At 64.4% G+C, this 19,487-nt stretch carries 18 protein-coding genes and 2 pseudogenes; 14 read left to right on the top strand and 6 right to left on the bottom strand.

Going from position 1 to position 19,487, the window contains the following annotated elements; genetic code table 11:
• Positions 1-2: 2 nt before the first annotated feature.
• The 4 genes and pseudogenes from KFB96_RS27565 (at position 3) to KFB96_RS12200 (ending at position 2,883) form a co-directional block, all read left to right on the top strand.
• Positions 3-341, top strand: a complete 339-nt coding sequence (locus tag KFB96_RS27565; protein WP_366931494.1) for a helix-turn-helix domain-containing protein — start codon at positions 3-5, stop codon at positions 339-341.
• Positions 342-461: 120 nt separating this feature from the next.
• On the top strand, positions 462-899 hold the full coding sequence (locus KFB96_RS12210; RefSeq protein WP_213458168.1) for a DUF29 domain-containing protein: 438 nt from the start codon (positions 462-464) through the stop codon (positions 897-899).
• A gap of 572 nt (positions 900-1,471) precedes the next feature.
• A complete protein-coding gene (locus tag KFB96_RS12205) occupies positions 1,472-1,651 on the top strand; it encodes a BrnA antitoxin family protein (protein ID WP_213458169.1) in 180 nt (59 codons plus the stop codon).
• Between the two features lie 189 nt (positions 1,652-1,840).
• Positions 1,841-2,883 (top strand): annotated as a pseudogene (locus tag KFB96_RS12200) (IS630 family transposase).
• 8 nt (positions 2,884-2,891) lie between these two features.
• Here the strand turns inward: KFB96_RS12200 and KFB96_RS12195 are convergent.
• Positions 2,892-3,164 carry a Txe/YoeB family addiction module toxin gene (locus KFB96_RS12195; protein ID WP_213458170.1) on the bottom strand — a complete coding sequence of 91 codons (273 nt, stop codon included), beginning with the start codon at positions 3,162-3,164 and terminating at the stop codon, positions 2,892-2,894.
• Positions 3,145-3,417, bottom strand: a complete 273-nt coding sequence (locus tag KFB96_RS12190) for a type II toxin-antitoxin system Phd/YefM family antitoxin (protein ID WP_213458171.1) — start codon at positions 3,415-3,417, stop codon at positions 3,145-3,147. The genes KFB96_RS12195 and KFB96_RS12190 overlap by 20 nt, the downstream gene beginning before the upstream one ends.
• A 336-nt stretch (positions 3,418-3,753) precedes the next feature.
• Here KFB96_RS12190 and KFB96_RS27560 point away from each other — a divergent pair.
• Positions 3,754-4,712 (top strand): annotated as a pseudogene (locus KFB96_RS27560) (hypothetical protein); the annotation flags it as partial.
• Positions 4,713-4,820: 108 nt separating this feature from the next.
• Here KFB96_RS27560 and KFB96_RS12180 read toward each other — a convergent pair.
• From KFB96_RS12180 to KFB96_RS12165, 4 genes are all read right to left on the bottom strand, one after another.
• On the bottom strand, positions 4,821-5,408 hold the full coding sequence (locus KFB96_RS12180) for a substrate-binding domain-containing protein (RefSeq protein ID WP_213458173.1): 588 nt from the start codon (positions 5,406-5,408) through the stop codon (positions 4,821-4,823).
• A gap of 176 nt (positions 5,409-5,584) precedes the next feature.
• Positions 5,585-6,778, bottom strand: coding sequence for a winged helix-turn-helix transcriptional regulator (locus tag KFB96_RS12175; RefSeq protein WP_213458174.1), 1,194 nt, complete (start codon positions 6,776-6,778; stop codon positions 5,585-5,587).
• Entirely contained in the window at positions 6,747-6,917 is a 171-nt protein-coding gene (locus KFB96_RS12170; protein WP_213458175.1) for a hypothetical protein, read from the bottom strand. Before KFB96_RS12170 ends, KFB96_RS12175 begins: the two co-directional genes overlap by 32 nt.
• Positions 6,914-7,966, bottom strand: a complete 1,053-nt coding sequence (locus KFB96_RS12165; RefSeq protein WP_213458176.1) for a homocysteine S-methyltransferase family protein — start codon at positions 7,964-7,966, stop codon at positions 6,914-6,916. The genes KFB96_RS12170 and KFB96_RS12165 overlap by 4 nt, the downstream gene beginning before the upstream one ends.
• Before the next feature lie 72 nt (positions 7,967-8,038).
• Between KFB96_RS12165 and rlmH the strand changes: the two genes are divergently transcribed.
• The 9 genes from rlmH (at position 8,039) to KFB96_RS12120 (ending at position 19,434) form a co-directional block, all read left to right on the top strand.
• On the top strand, positions 8,039-8,518 hold the full coding sequence (gene rlmH, locus KFB96_RS12160) for a 23S rRNA (pseudouridine(1915)-N(3))-methyltransferase RlmH (protein WP_213458177.1): 480 nt from the start codon (positions 8,039-8,041) through the stop codon (positions 8,516-8,518).
• A gap of 256 nt (positions 8,519-8,774) precedes the next feature.
• Positions 8,775-9,404 carry a nucleoside triphosphate pyrophosphatase gene (locus KFB96_RS12155; RefSeq protein ID WP_213458178.1) on the top strand — a complete coding sequence of 210 codons (630 nt, stop codon included), beginning with the start codon at positions 8,775-8,777 and terminating at the stop codon, positions 9,402-9,404.
• Positions 9,405-9,508: 104 nt separating this feature from the next.
• Positions 9,509-10,963 (top strand): ribonuclease G, encoded by a 1,455-nt coding sequence (rng, locus tag KFB96_RS12150; RefSeq protein WP_213458179.1) that lies wholly within the window; start codon positions 9,509-9,511, stop codon positions 10,961-10,963.
• 22 nt (positions 10,964-10,985) lie between these two features.
• Positions 10,986-12,299 carry a hypothetical protein gene (locus KFB96_RS12145; RefSeq protein WP_213501956.1) on the top strand — a complete coding sequence of 438 codons (1,314 nt, stop codon included), beginning with the start codon at positions 10,986-10,988 and terminating at the stop codon, positions 12,297-12,299.
• Complete coding sequence (locus KFB96_RS12140; RefSeq protein ID WP_213501954.1) at positions 12,296-15,040, top strand: YhdP family protein; 2,745 nt, start codon at positions 12,296-12,298, stop codon at positions 15,038-15,040. The genes KFB96_RS12145 and KFB96_RS12140 overlap by 4 nt, the downstream gene beginning before the upstream one ends.
• Positions 15,041-15,257: 217 nt before the next feature.
• A complete protein-coding gene (locus KFB96_RS12135; RefSeq protein ID WP_213458181.1) occupies positions 15,258-16,088 on the top strand; it encodes a carbon-nitrogen hydrolase family protein in 831 nt (276 codons plus the stop codon).
• A gap of 85 nt (positions 16,089-16,173) precedes the next feature.
• Positions 16,174-17,616 (top strand): metalloprotease TldD, encoded by a 1,443-nt coding sequence (gene tldD / locus KFB96_RS12130; protein ID WP_213458257.1) that lies wholly within the window; start codon positions 16,174-16,176, stop codon positions 17,614-17,616.
• Between the two features lie 75 nt (positions 17,617-17,691).
• Complete coding sequence (pmbA, locus tag KFB96_RS12125; protein WP_213458182.1) at positions 17,692-19,041, top strand: metalloprotease PmbA; 1,350 nt, start codon at positions 17,692-17,694, stop codon at positions 19,039-19,041.
• Positions 19,042-19,149: 108 nt separating this feature from the next.
• Complete coding sequence (locus KFB96_RS12120) at positions 19,150-19,434, top strand: hypothetical protein (protein WP_213458183.1); 285 nt, start codon at positions 19,150-19,152, stop codon at positions 19,432-19,434.
• Positions 19,435-19,487: the final 53 nt, after the last annotated feature.

Raw genomic sequence — 19,487 nt, 5'->3', positions numbered from 1 at the left:
GCGTGTGGGATGGACTGCGGTGCCAGGTCTTCCTCGGCACCGACGGCTTCGTCGAGCGCCACAGTGCTTTGGCGAGCGATCCGCAGCGCTTTCGCGAGGTTCCGCGTGCCCAGCGCCGCGGGCTCGCGAAGACGCTGTCGGCGTTCGGCGATCAATCCGCGACGCCGCGCGAGGCGATGGCGCAGGCATTCCTGAGCGGTGCCTATACGATGCAGAAGATCGCAGAGCATTTCGGCGTGCACTACTCGACCGTCAGTCGCGCCGTGCGCCGGTTCGAGCGCGCCGATGCCGGATCGGCCGCGCCGGAGTCGAGCCATCGGATAAGTGATTTCAGGACCTGACCACAAAGCCCACTAAGTCCGCTCGACAAAGCCCGCCCCAGCGGGCTTTTTTGTGTCCGGATTCAGATCTATAGTCATCCGATGCGAGGGAAACCAACGACGATTAGCGGATCAGCCACCATGACGAACGCAACAAGGTACGAAGAAGACGTGGTCGCTTGGGCGTCCGAACAAGCAAGACTGCTGCGCGAAAGACGGTTCGACCTCTTGGATATTGCCCATCTGGCCGAGGAGATCGAAGACGTGGGAAAGAGTGAGCAGAGAGAGCTGACGAACCGCATGGCACTGCTCTTGGCTCACCTGCTGAAGTGGCAGATACAGCCCGGTCGCCGCGGAGCCAGCTGGCAGATCACCATCAGAAACCAACGGCGAGGAATCCTGCGTAGACTCCGAGAGACCCCGAGCCTGCTTCCAAAGCTCGACGACCCCGACTGGTGGGCGGGCGTTTGGGACGACGCGACGTCACAAGCCGCGCAGGAGACCGGACTCTCGGATTTCCCCGAGACATGCCTCTGGCCGCCAGATCAGATTCTCGATCCGGCTTGGTCACCCGAGTAGGCGAAACCAGCCGACGCTGGCGGCGGGCCGAAAAGCTTCTTGCCGATGACATCGCTCATCGTGCTCGCTCAGGGCTCGTTGGCAGATAGGGGGCGACGGGTCTTGTTTCGAGCATCGCTGGGCTAAGCTGTTTCCATGCCCAGACCGCTCCGAATCGAGGTGCGGTCCAGAGCGAGGCAGGCGGCGAATACACGCTTGTCTGTCCGCTGTCATCTTCCTACACTTCTGGCAACGACGAACTGCGGACGGACCACGGTTTCCCCCACTGCAGAGGAAATTAGGAGCGCTGGGCTCAGGTCTTGCCTTTCGTCTCCGCAGTCCGGGCAACCCAGGTGAGCGCCACATAGAATACCAGGGACAGACCACGGTTTCTGGGTTGTATCGGCAGATCGAGCTGATCGGCGTCGGCCAGGTCTTTCCGCGGTCGGCCGGACGTGCCGTGCCAAGTGCGCCGACCGACCATCTTCGTTATCTGTTGAAAGCGTTCACTGCCCAGGACGAAACCACCGTTGGTCGCATCTCGAAGGCCGTTCCGCATGTCCTACCGATAGGTCGTTGTCCCGCGGGAACAGATGCACCGAGTGATAGCAGGAAGCCGTGGTCTGTCCCGGTTTGTGCCCCAGAAGCTGCTTGTGTCGGTGCGTTACAGCCCCGAGGTCGTTGCCTACTTCAAGTCAACCGGCGAAGGTTGGCAGTCGCGAATGGACGGCGTACTTCGTGAGTACGTAGCGCGCCATTCCCGTAGCGCGTGAAAATGTGGCCGAACCCTGCGGTCCACCAGACGCTGGGCAATAAAGCCGCGCAGCGCCGGTTAGCTCTATACCTTTTATAGGCATAAACGCAACTTTCCTTATGTCGACTCTCAGCAATGCTCGATAACATTTTAACTTCGAGTTAGACTTATCGCTACCGACGGGCCGCCTTGTAGTGTTTTTTAGACGATGATCAGAATCGAGTTCTCCGAGCAGGATTTGAAGACAATACAGAAGTTGCGTTACGAGCATCCACACCCAAGGGTGCGCAGGCGAATGGAGGTGCTGTGGCTGAAGAGCCAAGCGCCTTGCGCACCGGGAGATTTGTCGGCTCGCGGGAATTTCCAGCAACACCTTACGGCAGTACCTAGGGATGTTTCAGTCCGGTGGTATCAAAAAGCTGACGGAGCTCAACTTCTACGCCCCGATAAGCGAGTTGGAGCAGCATCGCTATCGACTCGAAGCCCATTTCCGCGCGCATCCGCCTGCGACCATCAACGAGGCGGCGGCCATGATCGAGGAGCTGACGGGAATCAAGCGCAGTCCGAGCGCCGTGGGGCGGTTTCTCAATTCGCTCGGCATGGCTCCGAGACGAGTCGGAATCATCCCCTCGAAAGCCGATCCGGAGGAGCAAGAACAGTTTATTATCAATAAGTTAGAGCCGCGCATCGAAGAAGCCAGACAGGGTAAACGCGCTATTTTTTGTCGATGCTGCTCACTTTGTAATGGGTGCCTTTCTCGGCATTCTGTGGTCATTCTCCCGCCTTTTTTTAAAGACTTCCGCCGGGAGAAAACGTTTCAACGTGCTCGGTGCGCTGAACGCGATCACGCATGAACTGGTGATGGTGACGAACGATACCTATATCACTGCGGTAAGCGTCTGCGACCTGTTGCGACGCATTGCCATGCTGAATCTCGACGTGCCAATCACGCTGGTGATGGACAATGCGCGCTACCAGAAGTGCAATATCGTCACAGCGCTGGCTTTGCAGCTGAATATCGAACTGCTTTATCTTCCCACCTATTCACCGAATTTGAACCTGATCGAAAGGTTGTGGAAGTTCGTCAAGAAAGAAGTGCTCTACTCGAAATACTATCCTAATTTCGCCGAGTTCCGAACTGCAATCACCGACTGCCTAAAACAAACGCACACCACGCACAAGAAGGAGCTGGACTCTTTACTCACGCTGAAATTCCAGGCATTCAAAAAATGTGAGCTTGTGCCTATATGAGGTATACGTTAGGGCTCGTCATAGTGGCCACCCAGAGCAAAGATATAGATTGATGATTCATCGAACTTGTACACAATCCGATCCTTCTGGCTCATGCGCCTTGACCAAAATCCGGCCAGGTTATGCTTCAGGGGCTCAGGTTTACCTATCCCGACAGCGGGGTCGTCGCAGCGAATGAGCTCTTTGATTATTTTTCGAGCAGCATCGTGCAGTTTTTTATCCTTTTGGCGCATGGTTTCATACGCTTCCCAAGTTTTACCCTCAAATACCAGTGATCTCATCCATTTGCTCTTTGGTAGGCGTGTATCCCTTGCGCTCAGTATGAGTTTTGACCGACTCGGCCAGTTGCCGCATCAGGCTACTGTTCTGCATGACGTACAGCGTTTCCTGCTCACGATCCCAGTCTTCGGCACTAATCACCACAAAGTCTTGCCCGGAACGCCGGGAGACTCTAAGCGGCTCGTGCCTGCTAACGCTTTGTTCTATTAGAGTTTTCAGGTTTTCCCTAAACTTATTTACACTTACTGTTTCCATCGTAACCACCAATTTATGTACGGGAATGCCGTACAATTATACCCCGGCCGCCCTAACAATCTCAAGCAAACGGACGCCAGCTTCGCGGTCGCCGTTGTTGATGGGCGTTAAAGCGCACAACACTATGGGCATCTACACTGCTGAAATAGTCTGGTCTCGGTCAGGTCAGAAGTTCGTCGACAATCGCTACAGTCGAAAGCGACGTAGCGGTCAAGCGCCGTAGGGTCTTGTAATCCAGCATTCTTGCTCTGAAGCCGTCCTAAGGCGATTTACGAGGAAACACATACCATTGTGTGCGATAGTCGCGACTGGCTCTGAATCAACGCGCGGATTGTCATGATCTCTCATTCGAATCCAACCGCTCCGGATGCGGGGCATCGCGAGGATCTCAAACTCGCCGCCTCGAAAATGCTCGGAGCGGAGCGACGGGCGTTCCAAGCGGCGATGGCCGTGAAGTATTGCGCCGGGAGCGCGCGGCAGGCCGAAGCCGTTTTCGGGTGGAGCCGCCAAGCGGTGGAGTTGGGCCTGCATGAGCAGCGCACCGGGGTGGTCTGCTTGAGCGCACAGTCGGCGTTCGGCGGCGACAAGCTCTGGGAAGAGAAACATCCCACGGCGGCGGCGGTGCTGTGGGAGCTGGCGGATGCGCACTCGCGACAAGACCCGACCTTCCGCACGACGCAGTCGTTCACCCGTTTGACCGCGGCAGAAGCCCTGAGGCAATTGCGCGCGCGCGGCATTGCCGAGGCCGAGCTGCCGTCGCCGAGCACGATGGCCCAGATCCTGAACCGCAACGGTTACCGGCTGCGGCCGGTGCTCAAGGCCAAACCCCAAAAAAAGTCCCGCAAACCGATGCCATCTTCGACAATATCCGGGCCAAAGACCAACGCGGCAAGGGTGGACAGGTCGCGCGACCGAGCATCGACTGCAAGGCCACGGTGATGATCGGCGAGTACTCGCGCGGCGGCTGTCGCCGTGGCGAGGTCAAGGCCGCCGACCACGGCATGGGCTGTCATGAGAAAGACACCCCGTTCGGTCTGGTCAACGAGGACACCGGCGCGCTGCACCTGACCTTCGGAAGTTCCGCCAAGACCAGCGACTTCATCGTCGACTGCCTGTATGACTGGTGGGAACGGCAATCGCCCGAGCAGCGCGAGCGCATCACCCTGGTTCAGATCAAGGCCGACAACGGCCCGGAAAGCAACGGGCGGCGCACCCCATTTCTCAACCGCATGGTCGCGTTCGCCGATCACATCGGCAAACCCGTTCAGCTGTTGTACTACCCGCCCTATCACAGCAAATACAATCCGGTGGAACGCTGCCGGGGGATCCTGGAACAGCATTGGAACGGTGCGCTCCCGGTGGCCGACGACGATACTCCCTCGACGTGGCGTCGCCGGCTCCGACTACTGGATGTCGGGGACCTGCGCAAGGACGCGCTTGACCAAAATCTCGGGCAGCGGGATGTAGCCGAGCTCCTCGGCCATGCCTTGTCCGTCCGCCATGGCCCAGGTGACGAAGTCGCGCAGGGCTTCGGCGACCCGGTCGTTGCCGTGGCTCCGGAAGAACAGCATCCAGGTGAAGGTGGCGATGGGATAGGCCGCCGGGTCGGATGGATCGGTCACCCAAATCCGCAGGTCATCGCTGGAGAGGTCGGCACTCGCGAGGGCGGCCTGCCCGGCGGTCATCGGCAGTATGACGACGCCGTCCTGTACCTCCGCGATCTCGGCGTCGGTCATCGCGGCATCGCTGGCAGAGAAATCGACCGTACGATTGATGAGGTTCCGCACCCCGGCCCCGCTGCCGACCGACTGATAGTTGATTCGGACCCCGGAGGTGATCCGGTTGTAGTGCCGAAACCAAGCGGAATAGAGCGGAAAGGGGAAACTGGCCCCGGCTCCGTTGATTCGAACCTCCTGCGCCACGGTGGGCGTCGTCCAGGTCAGATTAGCAATCACTGCAAGCGCAAAGGCTGCGACATGATAGGGACGCATAGTTCGGGCTCCTTGTCAGTGTTGATAGCCTCGCCTAGGTTGGGAACGTGCCGGAACCTGGACGCAGTGTTGACCGACGGTCGTCAAGACGTCGGGTCCGCGGCATCCTCTCACTTGGGCGTGAAGCCTTCGTGACACTTCCTCCGACGACTGAAAAAGCTAGCTCGCTCCAGGGGTCAGGTCCGGTGATCCGCCCTTTTCGGTTTAAGCTGCCTCCATCGGCGATCGATCCGCGACGCCGCGCGAGGCGATGGCGCGCCGAGCATTTCGGCGTGCACGGCTCGACCGTCACTCGCGCGTTGCGCCGGTTCGCGCTCGCCGGTGCCGAGCCATCGGAGCGGTGATCTGTGATTGGTCGTTGCGGTATCTTCGTCCCTCGATACGCCAGGATCGTCGGTTGTCAGGACAGCTTGGAGTCGCAGGATCGACGTCTGGCGACCCGGCAGATCCCCCTGATCCGTTTCCCCCGGTTCCTCGTCCAACGTCCTGATCTGATCGATGATGCTCACGAGCTTCCGACCCTTCTCGGTGAGTCTGTATTCCGTCCGTGGCGGCGACTCGGCGAAAACCTGCTTGGACAGCAGCTCGGAGTGGGTCAGCTTGCGCAGCCGTTCTGAAAGGACCTTGGTGGAGATGCCGTCGATATGGTGTTCCAGTGCTCCGGGCCGTGCGATGCCCGCGCCGATGGCTTGCAGGACCGAGATCGACCACTTGCAGCCGGTTGCCCCGTGTGCATCGCGGCCGAGCAACATCTCGCCAGTGCCATCGACCCTGCGAGGTATGAGGTCGAGGTCGTCCATCTCGGCGACGATCGTTCGCGCCTGGAAGAGGCGGAGGCATTCGGAGTCAAGTCGGTGCCTGTCCTGGTCTTGGACGGGGCCGCGTTTCATAAAGAGGTTGTGGCAGGCATTCACGCCCGAGCCGCAGCTGTGGACGACGGATGACGCGGGAGTCTGGCCGATCGCTCGGGTGAAGCGTTCGCGCAGACGCTCCGCGCAGTGGAACCGGCCGTCCGCACCCAGGTTGTCCGTCAGCGGCAGATTGATGGCGCCGGGGATGTGACCCGCGACCGGATCGATGGGCTCTTGGTCACCGCGAAAACGCTCGGGTGCCCGTGCGTCGATCAGGGTCAGCCGGCCTGTCGTCAGATCGGCGGCGAGCGCCTCGGTTGTGATCCATCGGGTATCGACGGGCCTTGCGATCAGCTCCCCCGGCTCATGACGAGGGACCTCTCGCGTCAGCGCGCCACCTGCGGCGAGCCAGGCTTGAAGCCCTCCGTCGAGCAGGGCGACCCGGTCGTGTCCGATCCAACGCAGGAGATGCGCGTCGAGATCGGCGTCAGCGGCCCCCCGGAAGATGGCCCTCCGCATAGGCTCGCCGTCCCTCTTTGGAGTCGGCCAGCGAGAAGCGACAGTCAAACAGACGCAGGTCCGGATCTGCGATCCCGGTGAGCAAGCTCTGCGCATCGACGAGGTTCTTGCGGTCGTGGTTCTTTTGGGCGCGGTTCAAGCGTTGAATGCCTCGAGCCCGGACAGACGCATCCGGTGAGTCCCTTCGACCGGGCGGCGCGGCGTTTTCCCGTCCACCGCCTGCGCGATGGCGCGGATATGATCGGGCGTGCTCCCGCAGCAGCCGCCGATGATGTTGAGGAACCCCGATTGCGCCCACTCTTGGATCTGCTCGGCCATCTGATCCGGCGTCATGTCGTAGCCACCCATCTCGTTGGGCAGTCCGGCGTTCGGATGAAAGGTGGTGTAGGACTCGGCAACGCGCGCCATATCCTCGACATGCGGTCTGAGCAGATCCGGGCCCAAGGCGCAGTTGAGCCCGATGGCGAAGGGCTTGACGTGGCGGAGGCTGTTGTAGAAAGCCTCGACCGTCTGGCCGGAGAGGGTGCGCCCGGAGGCGTCCGTAATGGTGCCCGAGATCATCACCGGCAGGACGATGCCGTCTTCCTCGAAGACTTGATCGACCGCGAACGCGGCGGCCTTGGCGTTGAGCGTGTCGAAGATGGTCTCGATCAGGATGATGTCGACATCCGCGGCGATGAGTGCTCGGGTCGTCTCGGCATAGACCTCGACCAGCTCGTCGAAGTGTGTGTTGCGTGCGCCCGGGTCGTTGACGTCCGGCGAGATGCTGGCGGTCTTGCTGGTCGGGCCGAGGACGCCCGCGACGAATCTCGGCTTGTCCGGGGTCTTGGCGGTCCAGGCGTCGGCGGCCTCGCGGGCGAGCCGGGCCGCGGCGGTGACGATCTCTGCGGTATAGTCCTGCAGACCGTAGTCGGCCTGGGAGAGACGATTGCCGTTGAAGGTGTTGGTCTCCAAGATGTCGGCGCCGGCCTCGAGATACTCGTCGTGGATGGCGCGGATGATCTCGGGCTTGGTCAGCGACAGCAGATCGTTGTTGCCCTTGAGGTCCGAGGGCCAATCTTTGAACTGCTTGCCGCGATAGTCGGCCTCTTCGAGTTGACAGCGTTGGATCATGGTCCCCATGGCACCGTCGAGGATGAGGATGCGGCGGTTCGCGAGGTCGGTGAGTCGGGTACGTGAGTCTGGCATGATGGCAATGATTCGAGATTCGATGAAGATGGCGTTCGAGTATAGCGGGTCATTCCGAACTGTCGCGAGCCGATGCGCGTCCGTCTGATCGCGGTCGGACGGCGAATGCCCGCCTGGGTGGAGTCCGGTTACGCGGAATATGCCAAGCGTCTCCCCTCCGAGTGTGCGTTGTCGTTGGCCGAGATCGAGCCGGGCCAGCGCGGCAAGGGCAGCGGCGCGGAGCGAGCCCGCGCGGAGGAAGGCACCCGCATGTTGAAGGCGATTCCGAAAGGCGCGCGGGTCGTGGTGCTCGACGGGGCCGGCGAGTCCTGGAGCACCGAGGTCCTGGCCGAACAGTTGCGGACCTGGCTGGCCGGCGGTCGCGATCTGGCCTTGCTGGTCGGCGGTCCGGATGGCCTAGCCGAGCCCTGCCTGGCGCGGGCCGATCAGCGATGGTCCCTGTCCCGGCTGACCTTTCCGCACCCGCTGGTGCGGGTGATCGTCGCCGAGCAGCTCTACCGCGCCTGGACGCTGGTGCAGGGGCATCCTTACCATCGCGGCGGCGGCGAGTGACGCTGCGAGCTCGCAGCGATCGGCTAGTGGCTGTTCGCTGTTCGTTGTTAGCGATCAGCTGTCAGCTCCTTCAGCCCCGAGCCATGAGCGGTGAGTAGTCATCATTTAAGCGCTAAGGAACGATTCAAGAACAACCGAGGTGCCGGCGGTGTGTTGGGCACGCTGCGCTTTGCCCAACCTACGGGGATCACCATCCCCGGAAACCGCCTGATGGCTGACAGCAGGATGCCCACCGCAAACTTTGGACTCAAGAACCATGCCCCAAGCCCGGGCCGCCATTGGAACCGACCACCAGCTCTACCTCGCCTCGCGCTCGCCGCGGCGGCTCGCGCTCTTGGAGCAGATCGGCGTGCGGGTGGCCCTCGTCGCGGCCGAGACGGACGAGACGCGGCGGCCGGGCGAGTCGCCCGAGACCTATGTTCGGCGTGTCGCCTTGGAGAAGGCGCGTGCGGGCCGTGCCGCGGTGTCCGAGGACGAACGGCGGCCGGTGCTGGCGGCGGACACGGCCGTCGTCCTCGGAGACGTGACACTCGGTAAGCCTGCGGACCGGGCATCCGCCGCGCGCATGCTGGGGGCCTTGTCCGGGCGCTCGCATCGGGTCTTGACCGCGGTGGCCCTGATCGCCGACGAGCGCGAGCTGACCGACCTGAGCGACAGCCTGGTGACCTTTCGCGCCTTGCAGGAGTCCGAGATCCTGAGCTACTGGGAAACCGGGGAGCCATGCGACAAGGCCGGCGCCTATGGCATTCAGGGCATCGGCGCACTCTTCGTCGCAAATCTGCAAGGCAGTTATTCGGGCGTGATGGGATTGCCGCTGTTCGAGACGGGGCGACTGCTCGCTGCGGCGGGGATCGAGGTGATCGGGTCGGCGTCGGGCGGAGGTTGAGCGCCGTCTCGCGACGCGTCCGAAAACAATCGCCGCCTGTCTTTCCGGGACGAACGCAGGTAGGCTCAAAACGATATCAAGACAGGCCAACGAGCGGTGTTCCCGTGAGCGAAGAGATCCTGATCAATGTCACGCCGCCGGAAACCCGGGTCGCCGTGGTCGAGAACGGCGTGGTGCAGGAGATCATCATCGAGCGCGCCGAGCGTTGCGGTCTGGTCGGCAACATCTACAAGGGCCGGGTCTGTCGGGTCCTGCCCGGGATGCAGGCGGCGTTTGTCGATATCGGCCTGGATCGGGCCGCCTTCCTCCACGCCTCCGACATCATGGGGCCGCACGGCGTGCCGCGCAGCGATCAGATCCACGAGCTGGTGCACGAGGGCGATCGGCTCGTGGTGCAGGTCGTGAAGGATCCGCTCGGCTCCAAGGGTGCGCGGTTGACGACCAACATCTCTGTGGCCTCCCGATATCTGGTCTGCATGCCCGCGCTGGCGAGCACCGGGGTCTCGCAGAAGATCGAGGACGAGGACGAGCGGCGCCGTCTGCGCGACATTCTGCAGCGCTACGTCGATGCACACGAGGGCGAGGGCGGCTTCATCGCGCGCACCGCGGCGGACGGCGTGTCCGAGGAGTCGCTGTTTCGAGATATGGCCTTTCTTGCCAAGCTCTGGCGCGGGATCCGCGAGCGCTGCGCCGCGGCGACCGAGATCGGCCTGGTGCACGACGATCTGCCGCTGGCCATGCGCGCACTGCGTGATCTGGTGACGCCCGAGGTGGAGCGGGTGCGCATCGACTCGCGGGCGATGGTCGACAAGGCCAGGGCCTTTGCGACCAACTACATCCCCGAGATCAAGGAGCGCATCGACTACTACCAGGGCGAGCGCCCGCTGTTCGATCTCTACGGGGTAGAGGAGGAGATCCGCAAGGCGCTCCAGCGCAAGGTTCAGCTCAAGTCGGGCGGTCATCTGGTGATCGACCAGACCGAGGCCATGACCACCATCGACATCAACACGGGCGCCTTCGTCGGCCACCGCAATCTCGAAGAGACCATCTTCAAGACCAACCTCGAGGCGGCCCAGGCGATCTGTCGGCAACTGAGGCTGCGTAACCTCGGCGGCATTATCATCATCGATTTTATCGACATGTCCGAGGACGAGCACAAGCGCCAGGTGTTGCGTGCCTTGGAGAAGTGTCTCGCCCGGGATCACGCCAAGACCCACATCACCGAGGTCTCCTCGCTGGGCCTGGTGGAGATGACCCGCAAGCGCACCCGCGAGTCGCTCGAGCACGTGCTCTCCGAGCCTTGTCCCTACTGCGGCGGGCGCGGCTCGGTGAAGACCGCTCAGACGACCTGCTATGAGATCTTTCGCGAGATCCTGCGCGAGTCGCGTCAGTTCGAGGTCGAAACCCTGCTGGTGCTGGCCTCGCAGGAGGTCATCGACCGTCTACTCGACGAGGAGTCGGCCCATCTCGCCGAGCTCGAGGCCTTCATCGGCCGCCCGATCCGACTTCAGGCCGAGGCGCTCTACACCCAAGAACTGTACGACGTGGTTCTGATCTGAGGTTCGCCCTCGACCGTTCGGCATGTCTTTCTCGCAAAACCGCACAACCCGCCTCATGCGACGTCTCGTCTCGGTCGCCGTCGTGGTCGCGACGACCGGGTTGGTGCTGGCTGCAGTCGTCGTCACGGCTGCACGCTTCGCGCTCCCGCTGACCGAGGTCGACAACCGCTGGGTCGCCGACATGCTCGGCGAGCGGCTCGGTTATCGTGTGCAGCTGGGCTCGGCGTCGCTGCGTCTCTCGGGACTTGGCCCGCGCCTGAGCGTGAGTGACATCCGTCTGTCGGATCCCCGTAGCGAAAAGGATGTTCTTGTCCTCGAGGGCCTGGAGGTCGGGATCGATCCTCTCGCATCCCTGCGCATGGGTGTGCCGCAGATCACTACACTGACCCTGATTGGCTCGCGGCTGGCCCTGCGTCTGGATCATGATGGCCGTCTTCAGCTCGATGGTTTGGAGCTGCTGAGCGGCGGCGACCCGCGGACGCTGGAATTTTTGCTCACGCAAGCGCAGGTCGAGCTGGTTTTGGGCGAGATCCTGATGCGCGACGATCGCTCCGAGACGCTGCTGGAGGGCCTGCGTCTGACGAACGCCAGACTGCGTCTCCTCAACGACGGCGATCGCCACACCTTGAGCGTCAGTGCGGGGATTCATCCGCTCGGTTCCGCCGTTGCGCCGACGCGCGGCGATCCCGCCCGGAACCGTCTGAATCTGATCGCGGAGTTGTCGGGTCCGTCGGCCGATCCGCTCTCCTGGAGCGGTCGCGTCTACGCCGGCCTCGATGCGGGCGACTTGGGCGGGATCCTGCGCGGCAACGGGTTTTCGGCGGTCTCCGTGCGCGGCGGTCGCATCCTGCTCGAGAGTTGGTCGCGGATCGGCGCCGGGCATCTGGAGGACGCGCTGATTCGGGTCGATCTGACCGGCCTGCGTTTGGGGCCTGCGCACGGATCGAGCAGCCCGCCGAACAGCCCCTCGAATCTTGGGTCGGCCGTGCCGTTGACGGTCGCGCACTTGGGCGCGATCGTCCGGGCTAGGCCGCGCGTGCAGGGCTGGCATCTGCAGATCGCAGACCTCGCCGGGCGCATCGCCGACGCCGACCTACCCCGTCTTGACCTGGATCTGCACTTGACCTCCGAGGGGAGGCCCGAGCGCCTGCGGGTGTCGAGCGATCCACTCGACTTGGCCGCCTTGGCCTCGGTGCTCTCAGCCTCCCCTTGGCCCTTGCCCGAGTCGCTCCACGGATTGATCGCGGCCAAGCCTCGCGGCCGTGTCGAGGATCCGCTGTTGCGGGTCGACTGGGACCCGGGCAACCGCCGCGCTGGGGGGCGAGTGCGGCGGTGACCGGGCTCGGCTGGGATCGCGCCGGGTCGCTTCCCGGCGTCCATGGACTCGCCGTGCGGTGGCGCGCCGACCGCGAGGGGGGCGAGGCCCGCGTGGGTTCGGCGGGTCTCGGGTTGGATCTGCGGCCGCTTTTCAGCGAGCCGCTTGCGCTCGACCGGCTGTCGACGCGGCTCGACTGGCGGATCGACGCGACCGGCGCGGCGCGGATCTCGGCGCGTAATCTGACGTTCGAGAACGCGGATCTGGCCGGCCGGGCGAGGCTCGTGCTGGATCTTCCGGCGGACGGTTCCAGTCCCCTGATGGATCTGCGCGCCAGCTTCTATGACGGTGACGGCTCGCGCGTGCGCCCCTATCTCCCGGTCGGCATCATGCACCGGGATCTGGTGCGCTGGCTGGAGCGCGCCATCGTCTCCGGACGGGTCCCGCAGGCCGATCTGATCTTCCGCGGTCCGCTCGCAGCCTATCCGTTCCGCGGGCATGAGGGACGGTTCGAGCTGCTGCTCGAGCTCGCGGAGACGGTCCTCGATTATCTCCCCGACTGGCCCGAGATTCGCGAAGCGTCCGGTCGGCTGCGCTTCCTCGACCAGTCCCTGACCATCGAGCTGGACCGCGGCCGCATCCTCGACAGTCGACTCGTCCGGGCGCGCGGCGAGATCCCGGAGCTCTGGGGTGCGCAAGGCATGAGGATCGTCGGCGAGACCGAGGGGCCCTTCTCCGACGGTCTGCGCACCCTGACCGAGACCCCCTTGGCGAAGGACCTGGGACGGCTTGCCGGGAGCCTGGAGGTGACCGGGGACACGCGGCTGCGCCTCGAGATCGATCTGCCCTTCACCAAACGCAGGCAACTGGGCGTTGCGGGTCGTCTGTCCTGGCCGAAGCCGGCGACCTTGGCGATTCGAGGCACCCCGGTTGAGCTTTCACGCCTCGGCGGCGAGGTGACCTTCACCGAGAAGAGCATTGCGGCGGAGGCGGTCGAGGCAATGCTCTGGGACCGCCCGCTGAGCCTCTCGATCGCCACCCTGAACCCGGGTGTTGCGGACGCCTCGGCCACGCTGATCAAGGCCCGGGCACGCACCCCGGTCACGGAGCTCGGTCGGCGCTTTCCGAGCCCGGCCTGGGGGCTGCTGAGCGGCGAGATCGATTGGGATCTCGACGTGACCATCCGCAATCGCGACGTCCGTGCGGCGGCGCTGCCGCTCGACTATCGCCTCGCCTCGCGTCTGAACGGGCTTACGATCGATCTGCCGGCGCCCTTGGGCAAGAGCGCCTCGGCCACGCGTGACCTCGAGCTCGTCGGCGCGCTGGTGCCCGGGAGCGCTCTGCGTGTCGCCGGTCGTCTCGGCGAGGTGGCCGGCGATTTAATGCTCGGGCTGAGTGGGTCGCCCGCACCCGCGATGCGGGCCCACGTGCGCCTCGGGGGCGAGTCCGCGCCGTCTCCCGAGGGCGAAGGGGTGTTTCTGGACGGGCGCTTGGCCGATCTCGACCTGGTCGCCTGGATGGGGCGCCTGGAGGCGCTCTCGACCGCCAAGCAGGCTGGCGAGTCGCCCCGCGTGCTCGGCGCCGACGTCTGGTTCCGCGGTGCCGATCTGCGGATCGATCGGCTCGCGTTGGGCGGGCCGCGGTTGACCGATGTCGATCTGCGCCTGACGCCGACCGACGGCGGGCCGTTGGGCAAGGGCTGGGAGGTTGCCGTGCGAGCGAACGAGCTCGCAGGCGAGATCGAGATCCCGGCGACGGACTCGGCGCCCGTGCGTGTTGCGCTGGAGCGTCTGGATCTGCTCGCCTTTCGGGATGCTCCGCAGCGGGGTGACTCCGAACCTTCGGCCCTGCCTATCCAGGATCCGTTCCGCGGTCTTCCCCCGATCGACGTGCGCATCGCGCGGTTGAGCTGGGGCGATGCCTTGTTGGGAACGCTGCAGCTCGACCTGCGCCCGGACCTGCTGGGTCTGCGCCTGCCGAGCATCCGGCTGCTCGGCGAGGGGTTGGTCTCGGCCGAGGGCGAGGCCGCTTGGATGCGATCCGAGAGCGGCGGTCGCAGCGAGGTCTCGATGCGCGTGGAATCGCTCGATTCGGGTGTCCTGCTCGAGGCGCTGGATTCACAGAACCGGCTCGAGGGCGCACCGATGCAGGCACAGCTCATGCTGGGCTGGCCGGGTGGGTTCGACGACTTCAAACTGGCGCAGGCGCTCGGTTTCGTGGATGTGGAGGTCGGCTCGGGCCGGCTGTTGGACGTCGAGCCCGGTGTCGGGCGGGTGCTGGGGTTCCTGAACCTGAGTGCCTTGAAGCGGCGTCTGACGATGGATTTCACCGATCTCTACGGTCAGGGCTTTGCCTTCGAGGAGATGCGGGGCCGGATCCAGGTCGCCGCGGGCAAGGCGACACTCGATGCCTTCACCATCGATGGCCCGGCCAGCAAGGTGATCGTCGGCGGCTCGAGCGATCTGCTGAATCAGCGTTTCGAGCAGAGTGTCGTCGTGGAGCCGCGGATCGGCTCGAGCGTTGCGCTGGCCAGCGCGGTCGCGGGCGGGCCGGTCGTGGGGGCCGCCGTCTATCTGGTCGATCGGATTGCCGGCAATGCCATCGACCGTCTCGGGCGTTACCGCTACCGGGTGACCGGACCCTGGAGCAATCCGGATGTCAGCCGGGTCGGCTGGGATCCGGCGGTCGGTGTGGATGCCTCGCCCGCGCCCACTTCCGGCGAAGTGCCGACGTCGCCGGAGCCAAATCACTTCCTGGATTGAGCCTGATGGAGCGGGATTGTTTCGGCCGATCGGCAGGGGTGGTATCGTTCCGAGTCGATAGGTTGGCGGCGCGGCGCATTCGGTCGCTCGGGCATGCACGAGCAGATGTCGCGTCCACGACCCTTTCCCTCGAGTCGCCGATCGGATCGCGTCGCAGGCCGAATCGGATTGGCCCGCCCCTTCGCCTGCCGGGGCAGCAGTGATTGCGGTAGAGACCATGAAGACAAAACCGAAGGTCGGAGCGGTCCAGATGGCGACCGGTCCAAACGTAAACGCCAACCTCTTCGAGGCGGAACGCCTGATCAAGGCGGCGAAGGACAAGGGCGCGAGTCTCGTCGTGCTTCCGGAGAACTTTGCCTTCATGGGCAAACGCGATCAGGATCAACTGGCGCTGCGCGAGGAAGACGGCGACGGCCCCTTGCAGGCGTTTTTGGCGCGGGTAGCCAAGCAGCAGGGCGTCTGGCTCGTGGGCGGGACCATCCCGTTGGCTGCCGATGATGCCGGCAAGATTCGTGCGGCCTGTCTGGTGTTCGACGATCGCGGCGAGCGGGTGGGCCGTTACGACAAGGTGCATCTGTTCGACGTTTGTCTGCCCGAGGGTGGGGAGCGTTACCAGGAGTCGGCGACGATCGAGCCGGGAGACCAGACCGTCGTCCTGGACACGCCGTTCGGACGCATGGGGGTCGCGGTCTGCTACGACCTGCGCTTCCCGGAGATGTTTCGTCGCATGCTCGACGGCGGCATGGAGATCCTGGCGATCCCCTCGTCCTTCACCGCCATCACGGGGAAGGCCCATTGGGAAACCCTGGTGCGCGCCCGGGCCATCGAGAATCTCGCCTACGTGATCGCGGCGGCGCAAGGCGGCTTCCACATCAACGGCCGCGAGACTCACGGTCACAGTATGATCGTCGATCCCTGGGGTACGGTGCTCGCGCAGGTGCCGAGAGGATCGGGCTTCATCTGCTGCGCATTGGACGACGACTATCAGGACTCGGTCAGACGCAACTTCCCGACGATCGACCATCGTCGTTTGAAATGCCGCGCCTGAGACCGCAGTTTTGACACATTCCGACAGGCGGTCGTGCACAGGCGCACGACCCTGTCTCCCCGACGGAGCTCGACAACACCCGATGATGACCGACCCGATTGCGATTGCACGCACGAGTATTCTCGAGCCTGCGGGATTGACCGAGCAGGACCTCGACCGCCTGCTCGGCCTTCTCGCCGGCTCCGCGGTGGATGCCGCGGATATCTATTTCCAGTCCAGCCGGCTCGAGTCCTGGATCCTCGAAGACGGGATCATCAAGGACGGCAACTTCAGTATCGAGCAAGGCGCCGGACTACGGGCGATCAGCGGGGAGAAGACCGGTTTCGCCTACTCCGACGAGCTGCGTTTCCCGGCCTTGGCACAGGCGGCCGAGGCCGCCCGAGCGATCGCGCGGATCGGCCACGGCGCGCAGGTGCGCATCGGCGAGGTTGCGAACAAGCGCAGCCTCTACGACCCCACCAATCCGATCGCCAGCCTGCCCGATCCGGACAAGATCGCGCTGCTGCAACGGGTCGATGCCGAGGCACGGCGTGCCGACCCGCGCGTGCGCGAGGTGGTCGCCAGTGTCGTCGCGGTGCAGGACACCGTCCTGGTGTTGGGCGACGACGGCGCCTTGTCGGCCGATGTGCGTCCACTGGTCAGGCTGAACGTGAGCGTCGTCGCCGAGGACGGCGGGCGTCGCGAGCAGGGATCGAGCGGAGGCGGCGCGCGTGCCGATCTGGATTATTTTCTCCTCGAAGACCGGGCGATGTCCTTCGCGCGCGAAGCCGTGCGTCTGGCCGTCACCAATCTCGAAGCCGGCGATGCGCCCGCCGGGACCATGACGGTCGTGCTCGGATCCGGCTGGCCGGGCGTGCTGCTGCACGAGGCGATCGGGCACGGGCTCGAGGGCGACTTCAACCGCAAGGGCAGCTCGGCCTTCGCCGGGCGGATCGGCGAGCGGGTGGCCGCGCCGGGCGTGACGGTCGTGGACGACGGCACCTTGCCCGGACGGCGAGGGTCGCTGAACATCGACGACGAAGGGACGATGACCCAGAATACGGTCCTGATCGAAGACGGCATCCTCTGTGCTTACATGCAGGACAAGCTCAATGCGCGCCTGACCGGGACGCACTCCACGGGCAACGGTCGTCGCGAATCCTACGCTCACCTGCCGATGCCGCGCATGACCAACACTTACATGCTCGCCGGCGAGCGTGATCCCGAGGAGATCATCGCCTCGGTGGACAAAGGCTTGTACGCGGTCAATTTCGGCGGTGGACAGGTGGACATCACCTCGGGCAAGTTCGTCTTCTCGGCGAGCGAGGCCTACCTGATCGAAAACGGCAAGGTCGGACGCCCCGTCAAGGGCGCCACTCTCATCGGCAACGGGCCGGACGTCCTGACGCGGGTCAGCATGATCGGCAACGATCTGCGACTCGACCAGGGTGTCGGGACCTGCGGAAAAGAGGGCCAGAGCGTCCCGGTCGGGGTCGGTCAACCGACCTTGCGGATCGACGGCCTGACCGTCGGCGGGACAAGCGCCTGACGGGGAGGTCCGCTCTCTCGACACGACCGCACCACCTTAGCCGTGCCCGGAACCTCTCTCACCCAAGGACTTGCCATGTCGATTGCCGCCACCGAAGACACCGCGGAACGTCTCGCGCGCTTGAAACAGACGATCGAGGATCTCCTCAAGGAGGCGAAACGACGCGGCGCGACGGCCGCCGAGGCATCGGTCGGCAGCAGCGCCGGTCTCGAGGTCTCGGTCCGGCTCGGCGAGGTCGAGACGGTCGAGCACACCCGCGACAACGGCCTCGGGATCACCGTCTATTTCGGAAACCGCAAGGGTTCGGCGAGCACGTCCGATCTGAGCACCGGCGCGCTGCGCGATGCGGTGAAGGCGGCCTGCGCCATCGCCGAGCACACCCAGGAAGATCCGTGCGCGCATCTCGCCGACGCTGCCCTGATGGCCGTCGAGATCCCGGACCTGGACCTCTACCATCCCTGGCATCTGGGTGTGGAGGACGCGATCGAGATCGCGGCGGCCTGCGAGGATTCGGCCCGCGGCTATGATCCGCGGATCGTCAACTCGGAGGGTGCGAGCCTCTCCACGCACACCGGCATCCAGGTCTACGGCAACAGCCACGGATTCGTCGCCGGCTACCCGACCAGTCGGCACGGGCTCAGCTGCGCGGTGATCGGTCAGGAGGGCGAGAGCCTGCAACGCGATCACTGGTGGACCAGTGCTCGGGCAGCGGCCGATCTGGACTCGGCACGCATGGTCGGAGAGCGCGCGGCGGAGCGGACCATTGCCCGGCTCGGGTCGCGTCGCATCCCGACCTGCCAGGTGCCGGTCCTGTTCCGTTCGGAGGTCGCGACCGGCCTGATCCGCAGCCTGATCTCGGCAATCCAGGGCGGCAGCATCTACCGGCGCACCAGCTTCCTGCTCGACCACCTCGGCGAGCGCATCTTCCCGGACTTCGTTCGGATCCACGAAGAGCCGCACCTTTCACGGGGACTCTCGAGTGCGCCCTTCGACGGAGACGGCGTTGCGACGCGCGCCAAGGACCTGATCACCGACGGGGTTCTGCAGACCTATCTTCTGGATGCCTATTCCGGCTGCCGGCTCGGCATGCAGACGACCGGCAACGCGGGCGGCGTGCGCAACCTGCGCATCGGCATGGGCGATCTGGACCGCGCCGCCTTGCTGCGCGAGATGGGAACAGGGCTGATGGTGACCGAGCTGATGGGGCACGGAGTGAACCCGGTCACGGGTGACTACTCGCGCGGCGCCGCGGGCTTCTGGGTGGAAGGCGGCGAGATCCGACATCCGGTCGAAGAGATCACCATCGCGGGCAACCTCAAGCGCATGTACGCGGGCCTGGTGGCGGTCGGCAACGATTGCGATTTTTCGGGCAGCACGCGTACCGGCTCCTGGCTGATCGAGAAGATGACGATTGCCGGCGAGTAAGACGGTTCTTGCAGGGGCTCGGCGCCCCTGCTGCCTGGGCCTGTGCGCCGGATTCGGCGACCACCCGAGGATTCGAGCGAGCGTCGCTCCAACCATCACACGCGCACAATGGATACACCCGACCCGCTCGACGAAACCCTGGCGCTGATCGCGTCGGCACCCGAGTCCGCCTCTGCGCTCACGCTCTATGCCCTTGCCTGCACGCTCGAGCATCAACAGGCCGGCTGCTTGTTCAAGCTCACCAAGCTCTTTGATCTGCCCGCCGATCATCGCTCGCTCGCCTACGGACTGATGGAGCTTCTGGCCGGCGGCGAGGTGGGTACGGAGCGTTGGATCGCCGCGAAGGTGCGGATGGACGACCTGATCCGCGGAACGCCTCGGCGCGCGTCCTGAGCTCGGCGGTTCGGACCTCAAACCTCAAACCTTTTCCTCTCTTCGTCGGTCGG

This window comes from Thiocapsa sp. (assembly GCF_018399035.1).
GTDB lineage: Bacteria > Pseudomonadota > Gammaproteobacteria > Chromatiales > Chromatiaceae > Thiocapsa.
This window is presented reverse-complemented; position numbering and strand designations above follow the sequence as displayed.